This is a genomic window from Magnetofaba australis IT-1, from assembly GCF_002109495.1.
Classification (GTDB): domain Bacteria; phylum Pseudomonadota; class Magnetococcia; order Magnetococcales; family Magnetococcaceae; genus Magnetofaba; species Magnetofaba australis.
Map to the genome: position 1 here is coordinate 35,151 of NZ_LVJN01000015.1, position 16,097 is coordinate 51,247.

Consider the following 16,097-nt stretch of genomic DNA (forward strand, 5'->3'; position numbering starts at 1 on the left):
TCCAGAAACGCGGAAGCCTGTGACACGCTAGCATCACAGGCCCCGGAAGGAGCGCGCACGCTCATAGAACGCCGCCACTCGCGAGAAGCAGTAGCAAACTTACTGCCATCAGTCAAGATAAATATTCGCCGCAATACTGCACGAGAATTCATCATGAGGCATCATTACCAAAGAGTATCAGGCGTTTCAGCAGAGACAGGGAAACCCTTATTGCGTTTGTTGTGTGATGCGCCTCCCGCCCGGTTGCGCACTCAGCCCGCCATGCGCGCCTTGGCGATTTCGTGGAGTTGCTCAAACAGGGCTTCCAGGGCCTCGGCGAAGGGCTCTTGGATATCCTTTTGATCCGATTCGCAGATGGACATCAGGTCATCAAACGCGGGGGCGTCAGCGAAGCTTGTTGACACGTAGCGATCAATAATGGCGTGAGCGTCTCTGAATCGCGTAGTGAAATCCAAGAAGTCCTGCCTGCGCCATGTTGCAATCTGGAGCTTGAGAATGACTTCCTTAGCCCAATGTGATCTGTGCTCCTCAACAACCCATCTGGAGATTCCCCCCTCAAGACCTTCTCTTCGTAGCTCAACCGATTTAGCTTCTAAGATATCAATCGCCTTCTCAATATCAACACATTGAATAAAGCTTTTTTCATGACAGTCAATTGACACATGCCCATCAAGAATCATGTTGAGACGGAACTTTACGATCTCTTCATGTCTCCTTTTTTCAAAGCTGAACCTGCTCAACCAATGAAAATCAATTTCTTTTTTCGGCCCTCTTGTATCCAAAATGTCCTTGGCAAAATCGGCCTTAAACTCCTCCCATGACGCAACACAGACTGATTCAATCAACGAGAACACTTTTAGCTGGCGACCAGAGAGCCCTTTTTGTTCTTCTTCACGCATATCGGCAAAATAAGGTTGCGCGAATTTATAGTCGATCCTGCCATCAGGCGCGCGTGGAATATTGTCCTTCCCAAAAACAAACCGATAAATCCGCTCAACATACTCTCTGATCAAATCTTCTTTCTCTCTGTAACCCTCAACAAGACAAGCCTTCTCGTATATCTTCGCGGCAAGAAACGCGGTTGAGGAAGCATAAAGCACCGGCATTGACTGAAATGATTCTTCTGGCCACATATCTTCATCACAGTGCCAGCTATCAAAGCCAAGCTCTTTATCAAGTTCGTGGATGATCTCCCCCAGAAGCGCATGATTGATCTCAGGCGCAACGGGCTCCCCCTTCATCCCTCCTTCACCAGTCAATAGCCAATTAGCTGAAACACCAGAGGCCTTGACGAATGCCGCAGTGATATCAAAACCCGGCTTTTTAGGGCCTGCTATGTAGTCTCTGAGCGCTTGGTATGAAATTCCTGAATCTCTACTGAATTGCTTGATGCTTTTCCCAGTGGCCTGTACAGCCGCCTTGATGCGGTCATTTGCGCTCATCGCGTTTTTCCTGTTGACAATGTAATCAATCGCTGACATCTGTTAAGCAATCGCAGCACATTATGCACTGCTGTTATCTAGTCACGTATTTTGGTGGAGATTGCCATGGATATCAACGGATTCCCCCCTGGGCAGGTTCTGCATAGACAGATTAAAGGGGCTTTTGTCGCCAAAGGTACCACTTTCACAGCTTGGTGCCGTGAAAATGGCATCTCGCCAGCCGCTGGCAAGAACAGCTTGCTTGGCGCATGGGACGGCCCGAAAGGCCGCCAAGTGCGCCAGCAACTCATTGAAGCGGCGGGCTTAACCGCTGATTCATCCGGCAACGCCTAAAGGAGGCAAGCATGTACCACAACTCAGTCACGCCCTTTTCCTGGGAAAACCTCACCCTCTGCGAAGCCATCGACCTGAATGGCGTTCCCCACGTCACCCGCCGCGCCATGGGCGAGTGGTTGGAGTATGCCAACCCTCAAACCTCGGTAGATACCATCATCAAACGCAATCCCCATATTGAGAACCATTCAGTAGCCATCAGTCTGATGGCTACTGACGGCAAGCAATACGACACCAGCGTCTATCACCCCATCGGCTTCCTGTTGACGGTGATGGCGTCGGACCAGCCCAAGGCCAAGGCGATGCAAGAGGCCGTCGCCAAATTCGTTTGGCACTTCAGCCAACAGAGTGGCCGCATTCAGGAGATGACCACGGCGCAGCGGATTCAGATGCGCAATCAACTCTTCCGGGCCATTGACCGCTACCGCAAGACCCGCAACGCCTTCGTGCGCAGCGAAATGGCGCTCATTATTCAGGATCTTCATGAAGGTCTGGGATTGGCGTCTCCCCAACTGGAGATGATTAACACTCTCTTCACCGTCTCCATTGATGGCCAAGTCACCTATCAACGGACTGACCCGCCCTATGACGACGACGACAAGGAAACGCTCCAATGAGCGCGCCCACCACACCGGCCACCACCAAGAGCGTTCGCGCCAAACTGGACCACTGCCAACGGGCGTTGAAAGCGTTTGATCTGCTGCAAGGGCTCTCCCCCGATTTGGAGAATCTGAGCTACGCCAGCCTGGAGGCGAAAAACGCCGCCAAAGAGTGTCTGCTTCAGGCGGCGGAGATGGTGGACAAGCTCCCCCTGAATCATGGGAGCGCCATCCATCCATAAAGCAACGCGCCCACGCCGCCGCCGGGAGCCAACGATAAGGCGGCGGGGCGCAATCCCCTGGCAAGCGCGTTTTTTCGCGCAGTTTCAGGGATTCTATCGTGCCAATCATCCACCAACAGCCGCGATCAAAGACGGCGAAAAGGGAGCGTGGAAAATGAGCGATGACCGGTTTCACAAATGGGAATTGAGGGAGGAGTTACAAGGCCCTCCCATCGTCGGCGATGCGCAAACGCCCGGCTATGCGGCGGGCAATGTCGCCAGCTTTCTGGAACAGGCGTTGGGCTATGCCGCCGTGCGGGGTGAAGGGCTGTTCCTGAGCCCGGACGCCCTGGAGGGAATGCGGCTGATTCTGTGCCGCGCCGCTGAGGACGCCTACACCGCGCAAAGCCGCGCCAGCGAAGCGAACCAACGCCTTGCCCAATCTGATGAAATCAACCGCATGTTGATGCGCCAACACCTTCAGCAAACCGCCGATCCAACGCCGCCGGACAACGTTGCGCCGCTGCGCTCTCCCACCCCATAGCCTCTGACATCAGGTCTAAGCCAATGAACGCGCAAAATACCGAACCACCCCTTGATCATTTCCAAGCCGCTTTGGATCAAGCCGGGCTCACGCTCAAAGACCGCTACTCCATCCCAGAAGCCGCCAAAGCGCTGGGCGTGTCGCCACAAACAGCGCGCGCTTGGGTACATGATGGCAAGTTAGCGGTAATGGAGATGGGGCCGCGCGCCCGCTGGGTGCTGGCGCAAGACCTCAAGGCGTTTATCAACGCCGCCTATCGCGCCGCCGAACGCGGCCCGAACCCCGCCGCCAAACTCTCTGCTTGAGCGGGGCCAAGCATGGACGCGGCGCAATTACGGGAACGGGTGGATCTACACGACCTCTGCCACAAGCTGGGCATCCAGAAGGGCAAATCCGGCAACTACCGGGCTCCCTGGCGCGATGACAAGAAGGCGTCTCTCTCCATCTTTGGCGAAGGGCGCAAGTGGAAGGATCATGCGGACGGCGACAAGGGCGGATCGTGCATTGATCTGGTGATGCACGCCCGTAGCGTGGCCATGCCCGAAGCCATGAGCCTCTTGCATGACCTCTATGGCTTTGCGCGGGATCTGCCGCAAACGCCCGCCCAGACGCAACCCGAATCCACAGAGCAATACGTCTGGCGGCAGGCCAAAAGCTCCCCCAAGCTCTCAGAGGCCAAAACCTACCTGATTGAGCGCCGTAAACTGCCCAAGGAGTGGGTAGAGCGATGGGCAGGCAAGGCGTTTGGCTACTCCGATTGGAGCCCATCCGGCGAAGGCAAGAACCCTGCTGAGTATGGCCCGGCCATCGTCTTCCCGGTGCATGACGCCCACGGCCAGGCGGTGGGGGTGAATCAGCGTTATCTGGCCGACGATCACCCAATCAAAATGCGCATGCTGGGCGGCGCATCAGGCGGTTTCTACCGGCCAGACGCCGCCACGCTGCGCAAGCCGGTGTTGACGTTGGTTGAGAGTCCCATTGATGCCCTGACGCTGACCGCCGCCGGTTGCCCGGCCATCGCCTTTTTATCGGCTTCCATGATAGGGAGCCTCCCCCTTTCCTGGCTCAATGATACGCAACGCCTGATGATTCTGGCCGATGACGACGACGCAGGCCGCAAAGCCGCCAACGGGCTCTATCACCGCGCGCTATCCCAAGGGATTACGGTGCAGATGGCCGGTTGGGCCAGCGCGTGGGCGGTGGCCCGCAAAGATCCCAACGACGCGCTGCAAGCAGGGGAGTCCTTGGAAGCCATCAAGGAGGCCGCCAGGAGCGCCGACAGGGCGCTTTTCCCCGCTGGCGCGCCCTTTGTGCCAGCGGGCGAATTTGGGCGCAGCAAGGGCTATCTGTGCGACCTGGACAGCATGCACTTTCAAAAGAGCGTCCGCATTGATGGCGATGACCACACGATTGAAGAGCCTATGGCGGGCTTCCGCGTCTACCGCATCGACCCCATCACCATCCATGACCCAGAAACCGCCTTGGCCAGTGTCGCCTATGGCCACGCCGCAACCCGCTCTGTGGTCACCTATCGGCGCGCGGAATCGGACTACATGCAACAGGCGGTCATAGACGCCAAGGATATGGGCGATCCACGCAAATGGCGCACACTTGGGCATGTGCATAACTCCAAGCAACTGGCTTTGGCCATGCAAACCCTCTCCCGCGACCGCAACAACCAACAGGAATCAGTGGATGTCATCGGCTTGGTTCGGGTGGGGGAGCGCATCCGCGTCAATGACGGCGAATCCGCCTTCCTGGACGCTGAACGCTGTCTCTATCACCGCTGGCGCGCGCCATCTGGCCCCATAGCAGACGCCGCCATGACCGTCAGGCAGATGCGCAGCCTGCTCAAAGGCGATCTGGGTTTGTTCCTGCTGGCGTGGCACTTGGGGGCGTTTCTCAAGGCGTTCATTGGCTTCTGGCCGCATCTGGCCATATCCGCCCATGCGGGCAGCGGCAAAACCACCATTGTGGAGATTATGCGCAGCCTGACGGGGGCCATCTCCGTAGAGCCCAGCGAACTGAGCACCGGCTATCGCGCCATGAAGTCTCTGAGCAACCACGCCTTGCCCATCTACTTTGATGAGATTTCCCGCGCCAAGCCGCAACCGCTGTCCAACTTCCTGGACCTGCTCAACGTCGCCTATCGCCAGGAGCGGCGCAACCATGGCTCGGCGTCCACGGCGTTCCTGTTGGCCGGTTCCGCCTGCATGATTGGGCAGGACAACCCCACCGATGACGCCGCGTTGGCGTCCAAGGTGATTCAATTCGACATCGACGGCGCCAAGGGGGGAGCTATTCGACCCCAAGCGCCCGTTTCCGGTGCGCGAATGGGGGGAGTATCTGGCGTCCAAATGGAGCCGGGAGAGCGCCCGTGAGCGCCTGGAGGGGCATAAGAAGCGCCTGTTGAAAAAGCTCCCAGATGGTAGCGACGCCGCCAAGCTGGATCGCTTCGTCAACAACTACGCCGCCCTGCGTCTGGCGCTGGAAGAGGTGATGCACTTCGCTGGAATGGAGCCCAGCCAAGAGCGCGCCGTTTGGCTCAGCCTGGAAGGGTTGTTGAAGAGCCATTTGGCGGGCACCAACACCATTCGCCGCGAGTCCGCCGCCATTCTGGACCGCATGGCGCGGGAAGTGGCCATCTCCCGCCCCGATGAGCGCCCGCCCTTCGCTATTGAGGGCGATCAACTGATTGTGCCCGCCAAGGTGATTCTGGACTTCCTCAATCGGCGCGGCTTCACTTTCCCGGTCACCTCCCCCAATCGCTTAACCAGTCATCTGAAGATTGATGGCTTCTTGCTGGAAACCGGCGTGCAAAAGCGGCTGGGCGGGCGCAAGTTCTCCAGTTGCTTGGCCATCTCCCTCAAGGCGCTGGAAGAGGCGGGCGTTGACTGGCCCACCGACAACGGACCCGAAGGGCCATTCTCATGAGCGCCCGCCCCGTCATCGACCGGCAAGCGTGGCGCAACGCCATTCGCCAACGCGCCCCGGAACTGCAAGCGGTCTATGGTTTCCCCACGCAGTTGGCGGAGACCATGGCCGCGTTTGAGACCCAACAGCGCCCGCCTGAGATCCCCGCCGATTCCTGGAATCAGTTCGTTGAGGATCTGCGCAACTACTTGGGCTCCTGGCATGGCGTGGGTAGTGAATACCATCCGGTCAAGAGTAGCGGGCCCATCAAGAAAGGCGGCGCGTGATGGCCCGCCAATGCACCGTATGCGCTCATAGGAAGCTGAACGCCATTGATGAAGCCTTGGTGGCGGGGGAGTCCATGGCGGGCCTTGCCAAACGCTACAAGCTTTCCCGCGACGCTTTGCGGCGGCATCGAGACAGCCACTTGCCCGAAGTCATGGTGAAGTCGGAAGAGGCGCAACAGACCGCGCGCGGCGATAGCCTGATTGATCAACTCAAGGCGCTGCAAACTCGCGCCCACAACATCGCTATGAAGGCAGAGAAAGAGGGGGATTTGCGCGCCGCTCTGGCGGGCATTCGGGAGTTGGTGCGCATCGTGGAGTTGCTGGGCAAGCTGCAAGGGGAGTTGGAGAGCGGCGGGCCAGTAGTGAACGTCTCCATCAACGCCGAATGGGTGGAGATCCGCGCTGTTGTGCTGAGCGCCCTGGCCCCCTACCCAGACGCCCGCCAAGCCGTGGCCAAGGCGCTTTCAGCTAAGACGGGGGGCGCATCATGACTCTGCCCGCTATGGCCAGAGATCTGCGCTACGCCTTGGACCCGGTGGCGTGGGCGGTTGAACGCCTGCAATGGGAGCCGGATACGTGGCAACGCCGGTTCCTGCTATCGGCCTCTCAGCGGGTGATTCTGCTTTGTTCGCGTCAGGTGGGCAAAAGCACCGCCGCCGCCGCCCTGGCGCTGCATACGGCTATCTTTCGACCCGGCTCCAACACGCTGTTGCTCTCCCCCAGCCAGCGCCAGAGCGGCGAGTTGTTCCGCAAGATTTCCGGCTTCCTCAAGGCGTTGCCGGAACAGGAGCGCCCGCAACTGCCTGAAGACAACCGCCTCTCTCTGGCCACGGCCAGCGGCTCCCGCGTGGTTTCGCTTCCCGGCTCCCCCGATACCATCCGGGGCTATTCCGGCGTTGATTTGTTGGTTCTGGATGAAGCGGCGTTCGCCTCTGATGCGCTCTACATGGCCGTGTTGCCCATGTTGGCTGCGTCTGGTGGGAGGCTGGTGTTGCTTAGCACCCCACAAGGCAAACGCGGCTTCTTCTACCGGGAATGGGCGGATGGAGGCGCGGATTGGGCGCGGATTCAAGTGCGGGCCAGTGAATGCCCGCGCATCTCCCCCGCGTTTCTGGAGCAACAACGCCAGACCATGGGAGAGGCGTGGTTTCAGCAAGAGTACATGGCGGAGTTCAGTGACAATTTAAATGCCGTCTTCTCACACAACGCCATCCAGGCGGCGTTTTGCAATGACGTTGACCCCCTGTTCCCTTCTGGGCTTGAAGGCTTTGAAGGAGGAGCAGGCGATATGTTTGCCGTAAACCCGGCATTCAGAACATGACTGTTTAGGACTTCATAGGAAGAGTGTCATGAGAGAGCAGAATCAACAGGCAAAGCCCTTATTTATCGCTGGTTTGGATCTTGGGCAAGCCAACGACTACACCGCTTTGGCGATATTGGAGCAACGCCGCCTTGAAGGAGATACCTATGGATGGCGCTATCTGGCAAGACACTTAAACCGATACCCGCGCGGCACGAGCTACCCGGATGTCGTCAAAGGCATTTCTCAGTTGCTTGAATCGCCTCAGCTCCAAGGCTGCGTTAACGCTTTGGTGATTGATGGTTCCGGCTGTGGCCGCCCTGTGGTGGATATGTTTGTTGAAGCCCGGCTACGCACGACGATTGCCGCTATCACCGTGCATGGAGGGGATGCCGTTACGGAAGAGCATCCTGAGCGATTGAGTCTGAAGCGTTTGAAGATCCCCAAACGGGATCTTGTGGGGACGCTCCAAGCCACTCTGCAAACACAGCGGCTGCAATTTGCCGCCTCCCTGGAGCATGCCGCCGCCTTACGCCATGAACTGGAGAATTTTCGCGCCAAGATCAATATTGCCACAGGGCATGAGAGTTTCGAGGCATGGCGCGAAGGGGATCATGATGACTTGGTGTTTGCGGTGGGATTGGCCGTTTGGTGGGGGGAGCGACACCCACCCCAGCAATACGCCTACATCCCTGTACGCCTCTCAAGAGACTCTGACGACGATCCCGTTCCGCGCCGTGTGCGCATGCCTGGGAAAATGGGTGGGCGCGCCGCATGGCGGGGTTTCTAACCGGATGTGCAGTGGAATAGGCGACCGTGTTGCGGTTCCATCGCATGAGTACGAGACAGCGGCCATTGAGGCGCTATAGGCAATGGTGGCGAAGAAGAAATAATCGGGAGTGATGTGACATGCATCAAAATATGAGAGCGTTCGAAGCCACGGGAGACCATTCATGAACATGCGACCCATGAAATATGTGACTTTGAGGAAGTTCAGCGAGTTGACCGGCTATTCAAAACAGGCCGCTGAATCGAAGATGAAGCGCGGGGATTGGATGCGGGATCAACATTACCGGAAAGCCCCAGACGGGCGCATTCTGATGGATCTGGAGGCGATTGAAAAATGGATCGAAGAAAATCCGGCGGCGTAAGAGTCAGGGGGAAAGGCATCCAGATTGATTTCTATTGTCGAGGCGTGCGTTGTCGGGAGACGTTGCGCCTCTCCCCCACCAAAACCAACTTGCATCGGGCCGCCAACATCAAGGCCAAGATCGAAGAGGAGATTGCAACAGGCACGTTCGATTACGCCAAGTACTTCCCCAATAGCTCCCGCGTCGCTCTGTTCAGCAAAGGGCCGAAGCCAAGCAATCAACGGGTGGGGGAGGCCCTGGAAGACTTCTTGGCTGATAAGCGGCGCGGCTGTGCGGTGTCCACCTGGAAGGATTACCGCAGCGCCATTCAGAACTATCTGATTCCCGAGTTTGGAGCGCTACGGCTTCGCGACCTGACAACGGCGCATATTCGGCAGTGGTTGGGCGGTTTAACCATCAGCAACAAGCGCATCAACAACGTTCTCGTGCCGCTTCGGGGGATGCTCAAAGATGCCTATGTGGATGGCCTGATTGACCGTGATCCCATGGACCGCATCCGCAACTTGCCCATTACGCGGGAAGATCCAGACCCGTTTGCGCCAGATGAGCAAGAGAGCATCCTGGCGGCCTTGGCGGGCACGGCCCAGGCGCGCAATCTCATCCAGTTCGCTTTCTGGACGGGCTTGCGCACTTCGGAGTTGTTGGCGGTGGAGTGGGGCGACGTGGATTGGAAGCGCGGCGTGGTGAGAATCCGCCGCGCCAATGTGCGGGGCGACGTTAAGACCCCGAAGACGCGCGCCGGAATGCGCGACGTGAAATTATTGGCTCCCGCCAAGGAAGCCTTGAAAGCGCAAAAGGCGCATTCATTTCTGGCTGGCGGGGCGATCTTCCTCAATCCGCGTTCAAGCAAGCCTTGGCGGGATGACACACACATTCGGCAACAGGTTTGGGAGCCCGCCTTAAAGCGCTCTGGCGTGCGCTATCGCAACCTCTATCAAACCCGCCACACTTATGCATCTATGATGTTATCCACGGGGGAGAACCCCATGTGGGTGGCTCAGCAGATGGGGCACGCGGATTGGGGAATGATTCGCAAGATCTACGGGCGTTGGATTGCCGACATGAACCCCGACGCCGGGGCCAAGGCCGAAGCTTGGTTGCGGGGCTATAAGTCCCAATCTTCTATAAAGGGGGAGAGCGCATAGAGCGCCAATCCGTCATGGAAACGGGCATGTGTAGGCATGGCGCAGTGGCGCAATATGGCTCATGCATAGCCGGGCCTGAGCGTATCCGCATTGGTCACATGGTGGTCACAAAGCGAGGGCTGTAGTTGTATAAGTATTTGATTTGCAAGGAATGTAAATGGCGGAGGAGCAGGGATTCGAACCCTGGGTGGGCGTGAGCCCACAACGGTTTTCGAGACCGTCCCGTTCAACCGCTCCGGCACTCCTCCGTGGCGCGGTCTGGCTTGACAAGGCCCAACAAATTACACCATTGCGCTGGCCAGGGCAAGGCGATTACGCGGCGAAGGGTCGGTTGGCCTGTTGGACAACGCATGATATGATGCTCCATTGGCGCCAGTATGTGTTGGCGTCGAGTCCACACGACCAAACGCGGCGGGCCGTCTGCGGGCCGCGCCGGGAGGCAGCATCATGTCGAATCGACCCAAGCCCATGACCCTGGTGATCCTCGATGGCTGGGGCGTGCGCGCATCGACCGAAAGCAACGCCATCCACTACGCCAACAAACCCAATTTCGACCGCTGGCGCGCCGAGCGCCCCTTCGCCACCGTGGAGACGGCGGCGGGCCATGTCGGTCTGCCCGACGGCCAGATGGGCAACTCCGAGGTGGGCCATATGAACCTCGGCGCCGGACGCATCGTCTATCAAGAGTATACCCGCATCGGCAAAGCCGTGGCCGACGGTAGTTTCCATCATAATGAAGCTGTGGTGAAGGCGTGTGACGCCGCCAAGGAGCAGGGCGGCGCGGTGCACATCATGGGGCTGCTCTCGCCCGGCGGCGTACACTCCCATCAGGATCATCTGCTGGCGGCTGTGGAGGCGGCCAAACAGCGTGGCCACGACGCCATTTTCGTGCATGCGATCCTGGATGGCCGCGACACCCCGCCGCGCTCGGCGCTGGGATTCATTGACGACTTCGAAGCGGGCCTCAAGCGCATCGGCGTGGGTCGCATCGCCAGCGTCACCGGACGCTACTTCACCATGGACCGCGACAATCGCTGGGACCGCGTGGCGCGCGGCTACCGGGTGATGACCGACGGCGACGGCCATGTGGCGCTGTCGGCGCGGGCGGCGGTGCTGTCGGCCTACGAGCGGGATCAGAATGACGAATTTGTCGAGCCCACGGTGATCACCGAACTGGGCGCGCCGCTGTCCATGATTCAGGATGGCGACGCGGTGCTGTGCATGAACTTCCGCGCCGACCGCGTACGCGAGATCAGCGCCGCCTTCACCAAAGATGATTTTGACGGCTTCGAGCGCGGCGCGCGTCTGCAGCTGGCCGCTTACGTCTGTCTGACCCAGTACTCCGAGGATCTGACCAACGTGCTGGTGGCGTTCCCGCCGCAGAAGCTCACCCACATTCTGGGCGAGGAGATCAGCCGTCTGGGACTCAAACAGTTGCGCGCGGCGGAAACCGAGAAGTACGCCCATGTGACCTACTTCTTTAACGGCGGCGAAGAGAGCCCGTTTGAGAATGAGGATCGCCTGTTGATCCCGTCGCCGGACGTCGCCACCTATGATCTCAAGCCGGAGATGTCCGCCGTGGAGCTGACCGATCAGGTGATCGAGCGGGTGCAGAGCGGCGCCTATGACCTGATCGTGGTCAACTACGCCAACCCCGACATGGTGGGCCATACCGGCGTGTATGAGGCGGCGGTGACCGCTATCGAAACCGTGGACGCCTGTTTGGGCCGTCTGTGGGAGGCGGTGCGTCAGGCGGGCGGCGAGATGCTGATCACCGCCGACCACGGCAACGCCGACCAGATGGTGGATGGCGACGCCCCCCACACCGCCCACACCAACAACGCCGCGCCGCTGATCTATCTGGGCGAGCGCGAGGCGGCGTTGGAGCATGGGGCGTTGTGCGATATCGCGCCCACCCTGCTGGCGCTGATGGATCTGCCGCAACCGGCGGAGATGGATGGACGCGCCCTGGTGACTCTGCGCGCTCATGCCGCGTAAGATCCCCAGCGGATCATGTTGGCGCGCGCAGCGCTGGCTGCTGCTCGCGCTGCTGGGGCTCCTGGTCGCGTTGGCGCCGGGGAGGGCCACTCTCGCCCAGGAGGAGAAAACGGCGCAATTGGCGCAGGAGCGCGCGCGTTTGGCGGAGATCGTCAACGCGCTGCGGCGCGAACAGAAGAGCCTGGAGCAGGCGCAAGGGCAGGAGCGGTCGCTGTTGGCGCAGGCGCAGCAGATTGACCAGAAACTCAGCGCCGCGCGCAAGCGCGGCGAGGAGATCGCCAAACGGCTGCAGCAGACCCGGGCCAAACTGCCGGGGCTGGAGGCGGCCATGGCGGAGAGGCGCGGCGCCATGGCGCGGCAACAGCAACTGCTGGCGGGTCACCTGCGTCTGTTGTATGGTCTGGGCGAGCGTGGGGGGTTGCGCATGGCGCTGTCCCCCGGAGCGGATATGAGCCTGCTGCGCGCCAGCGGCTATTTTCGCTATCTGTTGCGCGCCCGCGCCGAGCGTTTCGCCGCCTACGGTCAGGCTCTGCAAGAGCTGGAGTTCGCCGCTCGCGCCCGGCAGGAGGCGCTGGCGGGACTGGAGCAGTTGGCGGCGCAGCAGCGCGAGGCCGAACAGGCCTTGCAGGCGCAGCAGCGCGAGCGTCAGACGCTGTTGGCGCAGGTGAGCCGGGAACGGAAGTTGCATGAGCGCCAGCTGGCGGAACTGCAGCAGGCGCGCGATCAGTTGACGCAGTTTCTCAGCCGCTTGGGCGATGAGTTGGAGAAACGGCGCGGCGAGGCGCTGATGTCGCCCCATGAGTCGTTTGGCAAAATCGCCAAGCGCCGCGGCAAGCTGCCGCGCCCCGTGCAGGGGAGCTTTGAGACGCGTCTGCCCGGGGTGTTCTTCCCGCTGCCCACGGGGCGTCCGGTGAAAGCGGTGCATCGCGGGCAGGTGGTGTATGCGGACTGGTTTCGCGGCTACGGTCAGCTGTTGATTCTGGGCCATGGGGATCGGGTGTATACCCTGTATGGTCATAATCAACGTCTGCTGGCGGCTCAGGGCGACTGGGTGGAGGCGGGCGAAGTCATCGCCAAGAGCGGTGAGAGTGGTTCGTTGGATGGCCGTTCCGGCCTCTATTTTGAGATTCGCCGCAACGGCCGCACAGAGAATCCGCGCCGGTGGCTGAGTAAAGAGAACGGCGCCTGAAGGCGGGGGCCACAACGCGCAGTGCGCGCGAAACTTCATTTCATTGACTGCAACCACCGGCGGCGGGCCGGACATGGGGTTGGCGAGAATTCATGAACGGCATCAAACATCTCAAAGGGTTGGCTGCGTGGAGCCTGGCGGCGTTCTTTCTGGCCTATTTGGGGCTGCAGACCGCGGAAAACGGCTTCGCCCTGGGGCGCGTGACCTATGAAAAGCTCAAGGTCTTCACCGAAGTGCTGGATCTGATCAAGACCCAGTACGTGGAAGACGTGGATGAGCAGAAGGTGCTCTACGGCGCGGTGGACGGCATGCTGCGCACCCTCGACCCCCACTCCTCGTTTCTCAATCCTGAGAGCTTCAAGGAGATGAAGGTGGATACGCGCGGCGAATTCGGCGGTTTGGGCATCGAGATCACCCGTGGCGAACAGGCCATTCGCGTGGTCTCGCCCATTGAGGACACCCCGGCCTTCCGCGTCGGCATGAAGGCGGGCGACCTGATCATCAAGATCGAAGATGAGTCCACCCAGGACATGAACCTGATGGACGCGGTCAAGAAGATGCGCGGCAAGCCCGGCACCGATATCCACCTGACCGTGGCGCGTAAGGGCGAGACCCAGCCGCTGGAGTTCACCATCACCCGCGCGGTGATCAAGGTGCGCTCGGTCAAGTGGCGCGCCGAAGAGAACAACTTGGCCTACGTGCGCATCACCCAGTTCAACGAACAGGTGCATCCGCTGCTGGAGCAGGCGCTGGAGGAGATCGGCGACGAGCTGGAGAAGAGCGGCGGCGTCAAGGGTCTGGTGCTGGATCTGCGCAACGATCCGGGCGGCCTGCTGGATCAGGCGGTGCAGGTCTCCGACGCCTTCCTGGAGTCGGGCCGCATTGTCTACACCAAGGGCCGCATCCCCGGCAAGGATATGTCGTTTGACTCCCACCCCGGCGACCTGCTTAACGGCGCGCCCATCGTGGTGCTGATCAACGGCGGTTCGGCCTCGGCTTCGGAGATCGTCGCCGGCGCGCTGCAGGATCATGGCCGCGCGGTGATCATGGGCACGCAATCTTTCGGCAAGGGCTCGGTGCAGACCATTATTCCCCTCTCCGACGGCTCCGGTCTGCGTCTGACCACGGCGCAATACTTCACCCCCAGCGGGCGCTCGATCCAGGCCAAAGGGATCACCCCGGACATCGTGGTGGAGGATCTGGAGGTGACCAAGCCCAAGGAGAAGGGCTTTGATCGCCCCAAAGAGGCCGATTTGAAAGGTCATCTGGAGAATCATGATGACGGCGGCGCAGCCATGACCAAAGAGGATAAAGAGGGCGGCGCCCCCGCCACGGAGGCTGAGAAAGAGATCGAGAAACGCGATCGCATCACCGGCCGCAGCAAAGAGGATTACCAACTGTGGCGCGCCCTGGATCTGCTCAAGGGTCTGCAGGTGTTCGAGCGTCAACGTGACAAGCGCGCGCAGATGCAGGCGCCCCTCCAGCGGAAGACGGCTGATCTCTCTTGAAACAGGCGGGCGCAGACAGCGCCGCGCGCGTCCAGTCGGCGCGGCGGCGCGCGCGACTGGGCGACTTTTTCCAGATTGCGCTTCTTTCGGCGCTGATCACGCTGGGCGTTGGCTTGACGTGGATTGTCGAACCCTGGTCCCGCGCTGAGGCCCAGAGCGGCGATGCGTGGCGTCTGGGCTTTGCCGGCGATGGCGCTTTAGAGGAGTCCATGGCGCCGGTGGAGGCGCCGATTCCGGTGTCGATGCAGCCGGTGGTCCAGCCGGTGGCGCAGGTGATCCAGTCGCAGACGTCGGCGCCGGAAGATCCCCGCGCTTTGCGTCGCGCCACGCAGTCTGAAGCGAAGGCGCGACAGGCGGAGGCGTCGGCCACGACTGACACCGCCGCTGATGCTGGGGGGGCGAGCGCCGAGGAGGCGGCGGCGACTGCCGAAACTTCGCCGCTGATGAAGCAGAGCCTCAAGGGCGAGGCGACGCCGCAGAAACTCAACCAAACCTTCCATATCGACTTGCAAACCCGCCCGCGCCCGGTGACTGGCGCAGAGGCGGCGCAGCCTGCGATCGACCCGGCGGTGACGAAGCCGAAAGCGGACGCCCAGGCCAACGCCGATCCCACCTCGGGAATTCAGTACGAAGAGCATCTGGATCCGGCGCTGGACCAGGTGGAGCCGCCGCCTCCGCCCAGCGCGCGGCCCAAACGGCGCGCCGTGGCCGCATCCTCTTCCAGCAAAGGCGATGTCGACGTCAGCGCGGTGAAGCTGGCGCTGATCATTGATGATCTGGGCTACAACGGTCCCATCGGTCGCGCCATCGCCAAACTACCCGGTCAACTCACCCTGGCGATCCTGCCCGGCGGCAACTATTCGCGCCAAGTGGTCAATCTCGGCGTGCGCGAGGGCAAGGAGATCATGCTGCACCAGCCCATGGAGCCGCAGGGCTATCCGCGCGTCAACCCCGGTCCCGGGGCGCTGCTCAAAGGGATGCCGGACAAGCGCATCCGCCGCATTCTCGCCCACAATCTGGATGAGTTTCCCGAAGCCATCGGCGTCAACAACCATATGGGCTCGCGCCTGACCACCGATCGCAGCGCCATGAATGCAGTGATGGGGGTGATCCTGCAGCGCGGACTCTACTTCGTCGATAGCCGCACCTCGGGCAAAACCGTCGCCTTCAGCGCCGCCGCCAATCAGGGCGTGCCGCGCGCCCAGCGCGCGGTGTTCATCGACAACACCCGCAGCAAATCCGCCATCCTCAACCAGTTGCGCCAGTTGGAGCGGGTCGGGCGCAGCCATGGCGAGGCGGTGGGCATCGGCCACCCCTACCCGGAGACCCTGGCGGCGCTCAGAAGCTGGCTGCCCATGTTGGCGCGTAAGAACATCCAACTGGTCAGCGCCTCGCAACTGCTCACCCCCCACGCCAGTCGCGCCAAGTTCGCCGACAAGCGCCGTCGGATCGCCGCCAAGCGGTAGC

At 60.7% G+C, this 16,097-nt stretch carries 18 protein-coding genes and 1 tRNA gene; 17 read left to right on the forward strand and 2 right to left on the reverse strand.

Features of this window, described 5'->3' with window-relative positions; genetic code table 11:
- Positions 1 to 251: 251 nt before the first annotated feature.
- A complete protein-coding gene (locus MAIT1_RS02455) occupies positions 252 to 1,442 on the reverse strand; it encodes a helix-turn-helix domain-containing protein (RefSeq protein ID WP_085440433.1) in 1,191 nt (396 codons plus the stop codon).
- Between the two features lie 105 nt (positions 1,443 to 1,547).
- Between MAIT1_RS02455 and MAIT1_RS02460 the strand changes: the two genes are divergently transcribed.
- From MAIT1_RS02460 to MAIT1_RS02520, 13 genes are all read left to right on the forward strand, one after another.
- Positions 1,548 to 1,775 carry a helix-turn-helix domain-containing protein gene (locus MAIT1_RS02460; protein WP_085440434.1) on the forward strand — a complete coding sequence of 76 codons (228 nt, stop codon included), beginning with the start codon at positions 1,548 to 1,550 and terminating at the stop codon, positions 1,773 to 1,775.
- An 11-nt stretch (positions 1,776 to 1,786) separates the two neighbouring features.
- A complete protein-coding gene (locus tag MAIT1_RS02465) occupies positions 1,787 to 2,392 on the forward strand; it encodes a hypothetical protein (RefSeq protein WP_085440435.1) in 606 nt (201 codons plus the stop codon).
- Positions 2,389 to 2,616, forward strand: coding sequence for a hypothetical protein (locus MAIT1_RS02470; protein ID WP_085440436.1), 228 nt, complete (start codon positions 2,389 to 2,391; stop codon positions 2,614 to 2,616). Before MAIT1_RS02465 ends, MAIT1_RS02470 begins: the two co-directional genes overlap by 4 nt.
- Before the next feature lie 154 nt (positions 2,617 to 2,770).
- Positions 2,771 to 3,139, forward strand: coding sequence for a hypothetical protein (locus MAIT1_RS02475; protein WP_085440437.1), 369 nt, complete (start codon positions 2,771 to 2,773; stop codon positions 3,137 to 3,139).
- A 23-nt stretch (positions 3,140 to 3,162) separates the two neighbouring features.
- A complete protein-coding gene (locus MAIT1_RS02480) occupies positions 3,163 to 3,444 on the forward strand; it encodes a helix-turn-helix domain-containing protein (RefSeq protein ID WP_085440438.1) in 282 nt (93 codons plus the stop codon).
- Between the two features lie 12 nt (positions 3,445 to 3,456).
- Positions 3,457 to 5,520, forward strand: coding sequence for a toprim domain-containing protein (locus tag MAIT1_RS02485; RefSeq protein ID WP_085440439.1), 2,064 nt, complete (start codon positions 3,457 to 3,459; stop codon positions 5,518 to 5,520).
- On the forward strand, positions 5,465 to 6,073 hold the full coding sequence (locus MAIT1_RS02490) for a hypothetical protein (RefSeq protein ID WP_085440440.1): 609 nt from the start codon (positions 5,465 to 5,467) through the stop codon (positions 6,071 to 6,073). The genes MAIT1_RS02485 and MAIT1_RS02490 overlap by 56 nt, the downstream gene beginning before the upstream one ends.
- A complete protein-coding gene (locus tag MAIT1_RS02495; protein ID WP_085440441.1) occupies positions 6,070 to 6,339 on the forward strand; it encodes a hypothetical protein in 270 nt (89 codons plus the stop codon). The genes MAIT1_RS02490 and MAIT1_RS02495 overlap by 4 nt, the downstream gene beginning before the upstream one ends.
- Complete coding sequence (locus tag MAIT1_RS02500; protein ID WP_085440442.1) at positions 6,339 to 6,830, forward strand: hypothetical protein; 492 nt, start codon at positions 6,339 to 6,341, stop codon at positions 6,828 to 6,830. Before MAIT1_RS02495 ends, MAIT1_RS02500 begins: the two co-directional genes overlap by 1 nt.
- The gene (locus tag MAIT1_RS02505; protein WP_085440443.1) at positions 6,827 to 7,660 is read left to right on the forward strand and encodes a terminase large subunit domain-containing protein; all 834 of its coding nucleotides are present in this window, start codon (positions 6,827 to 6,829) and stop codon (positions 7,658 to 7,660) included. Before MAIT1_RS02500 ends, MAIT1_RS02505 begins: the two co-directional genes overlap by 4 nt.
- Positions 7,661 to 7,688: 28 nt before the next feature.
- A complete protein-coding gene (locus tag MAIT1_RS02510; RefSeq protein WP_085440444.1) occupies positions 7,689 to 8,429 on the forward strand; it encodes a hypothetical protein in 741 nt (246 codons plus the stop codon).
- A 163-nt stretch (positions 8,430 to 8,592) separates the two neighbouring features.
- Positions 8,593 to 8,790, forward strand: coding sequence for a helix-turn-helix transcriptional regulator (locus MAIT1_RS02515; RefSeq protein WP_085440445.1), 198 nt, complete (start codon positions 8,593 to 8,595; stop codon positions 8,788 to 8,790).
- The gene (locus MAIT1_RS02520; protein ID WP_085440446.1) at positions 8,763 to 9,935 is read left to right on the forward strand and encodes a site-specific integrase; all 1,173 of its coding nucleotides are present in this window, start codon (positions 8,763 to 8,765) and stop codon (positions 9,933 to 9,935) included. The genes MAIT1_RS02515 and MAIT1_RS02520 overlap by 28 nt, the downstream gene beginning before the upstream one ends.
- A 158-nt stretch (positions 9,936 to 10,093) precedes the next feature.
- On the opposite strand, the gene MAIT1_RS02525 is transcribed toward MAIT1_RS02520, so the two are convergent.
- Positions 10,094 to 10,183, reverse strand: a tRNA-Ser gene (locus MAIT1_RS02525).
- A 199-nt stretch (positions 10,184 to 10,382) separates the two neighbouring features.
- Between MAIT1_RS02525 and gpmI the strand changes: the two genes are divergently transcribed.
- The 4 genes from gpmI to MAIT1_RS02545 all read left to right on the forward strand — a co-directional run bounded on the left by gpmI (position 10,383) and on the right by MAIT1_RS02545 (position 16,096).
- A complete protein-coding gene (gene gpmI / locus MAIT1_RS02530) occupies positions 10,383 to 11,933 on the forward strand; it encodes a 2,3-bisphosphoglycerate-independent phosphoglycerate mutase (protein ID WP_085440447.1) in 1,551 nt (516 codons plus the stop codon).
- On the forward strand, positions 11,923 to 13,122 hold the full coding sequence (locus MAIT1_RS02535; RefSeq protein ID WP_085440448.1) for a murein hydrolase activator EnvC family protein: 1,200 nt from the start codon (positions 11,923 to 11,925) through the stop codon (positions 13,120 to 13,122). The genes gpmI and MAIT1_RS02535 overlap by 11 nt, the downstream gene beginning before the upstream one ends.
- 92 nt (positions 13,123 to 13,214) lie before the next feature.
- On the forward strand, positions 13,215 to 14,630 hold the full coding sequence (locus MAIT1_RS02540; RefSeq protein ID WP_085440449.1) for a S41 family peptidase: 1,416 nt from the start codon (positions 13,215 to 13,217) through the stop codon (positions 14,628 to 14,630).
- Positions 14,627 to 16,096 (forward strand): divergent polysaccharide deacetylase family protein, encoded by a 1,470-nt coding sequence (locus MAIT1_RS02545; RefSeq protein WP_085440450.1) that lies wholly within the window; start codon positions 14,627 to 14,629, stop codon positions 16,094 to 16,096. The genes MAIT1_RS02540 and MAIT1_RS02545 overlap by 4 nt, the downstream gene beginning before the upstream one ends.
- Position 16,097 lies beyond the last annotated feature (1 nt).

Bases quoted from the DNA above. Each gene is read 5' to 3' on its own strand.
- MAIT1_RS02455 (WP_085440433.1), bottom strand. From the start codon at position 1,442: ATGAGCGCAAATGACCGCATCAAGGCGGCTGTACAGGCCACTGGGAAA.
- MAIT1_RS02460 (WP_085440434.1), top strand. From the start codon at position 1,548: ATGGATATCAACGGATTCCCCCCTGGGCAGGTTCTGCATAGACAGATT.
- MAIT1_RS02465 (WP_085440435.1), top strand. From the start codon at position 1,787: ATGTACCACAACTCAGTCACGCCCTTTTCCTGGGAAAACCTCACCCTC.
- MAIT1_RS02470 (WP_085440436.1), top strand. From the start codon at position 2,389: ATGAGCGCGCCCACCACACCGGCCACCACCAAGAGCGTTCGCGCCAAA.
- MAIT1_RS02475 (WP_085440437.1), top strand. From the start codon at position 2,771: ATGAGCGATGACCGGTTTCACAAATGGGAATTGAGGGAGGAGTTACAA.
- MAIT1_RS02480 (WP_085440438.1), top strand. From the start codon at position 3,163: ATGAACGCGCAAAATACCGAACCACCCCTTGATCATTTCCAAGCCGCT.
- MAIT1_RS02485 (WP_085440439.1), top strand. From the start codon at position 3,457: ATGGACGCGGCGCAATTACGGGAACGGGTGGATCTACACGACCTCTGC.
- MAIT1_RS02495 (WP_085440441.1), top strand. From the start codon at position 6,070: ATGAGCGCCCGCCCCGTCATCGACCGGCAAGCGTGGCGCAACGCCATT.
- MAIT1_RS02500 (WP_085440442.1), top strand. From the start codon at position 6,339: ATGGCCCGCCAATGCACCGTATGCGCTCATAGGAAGCTGAACGCCATT.
- MAIT1_RS02505 (WP_085440443.1), top strand. From the start codon at position 6,827: ATGACTCTGCCCGCTATGGCCAGAGATCTGCGCTACGCCTTGGACCCG.
- MAIT1_RS02510 (WP_085440444.1), top strand. From the start codon at position 7,689: ATGAGAGAGCAGAATCAACAGGCAAAGCCCTTATTTATCGCTGGTTTG.
- MAIT1_RS02515 (WP_085440445.1), top strand. From the start codon at position 8,593: ATGAACATGCGACCCATGAAATATGTGACTTTGAGGAAGTTCAGCGAG.
- MAIT1_RS02520 (WP_085440446.1), top strand. From the start codon at position 8,763: ATGGATCGAAGAAAATCCGGCGGCGTAAGAGTCAGGGGGAAAGGCATC.
- gpmI (WP_085440447.1), top strand. From the start codon at position 10,383: ATGTCGAATCGACCCAAGCCCATGACCCTGGTGATCCTCGATGGCTGG.
- MAIT1_RS02535 (WP_085440448.1), top strand. From the start codon at position 11,923: ATGCCGCGTAAGATCCCCAGCGGATCATGTTGGCGCGCGCAGCGCTGG.
- MAIT1_RS02540 (WP_085440449.1), top strand. From the start codon at position 13,215: ATGAACGGCATCAAACATCTCAAAGGGTTGGCTGCGTGGAGCCTGGCG.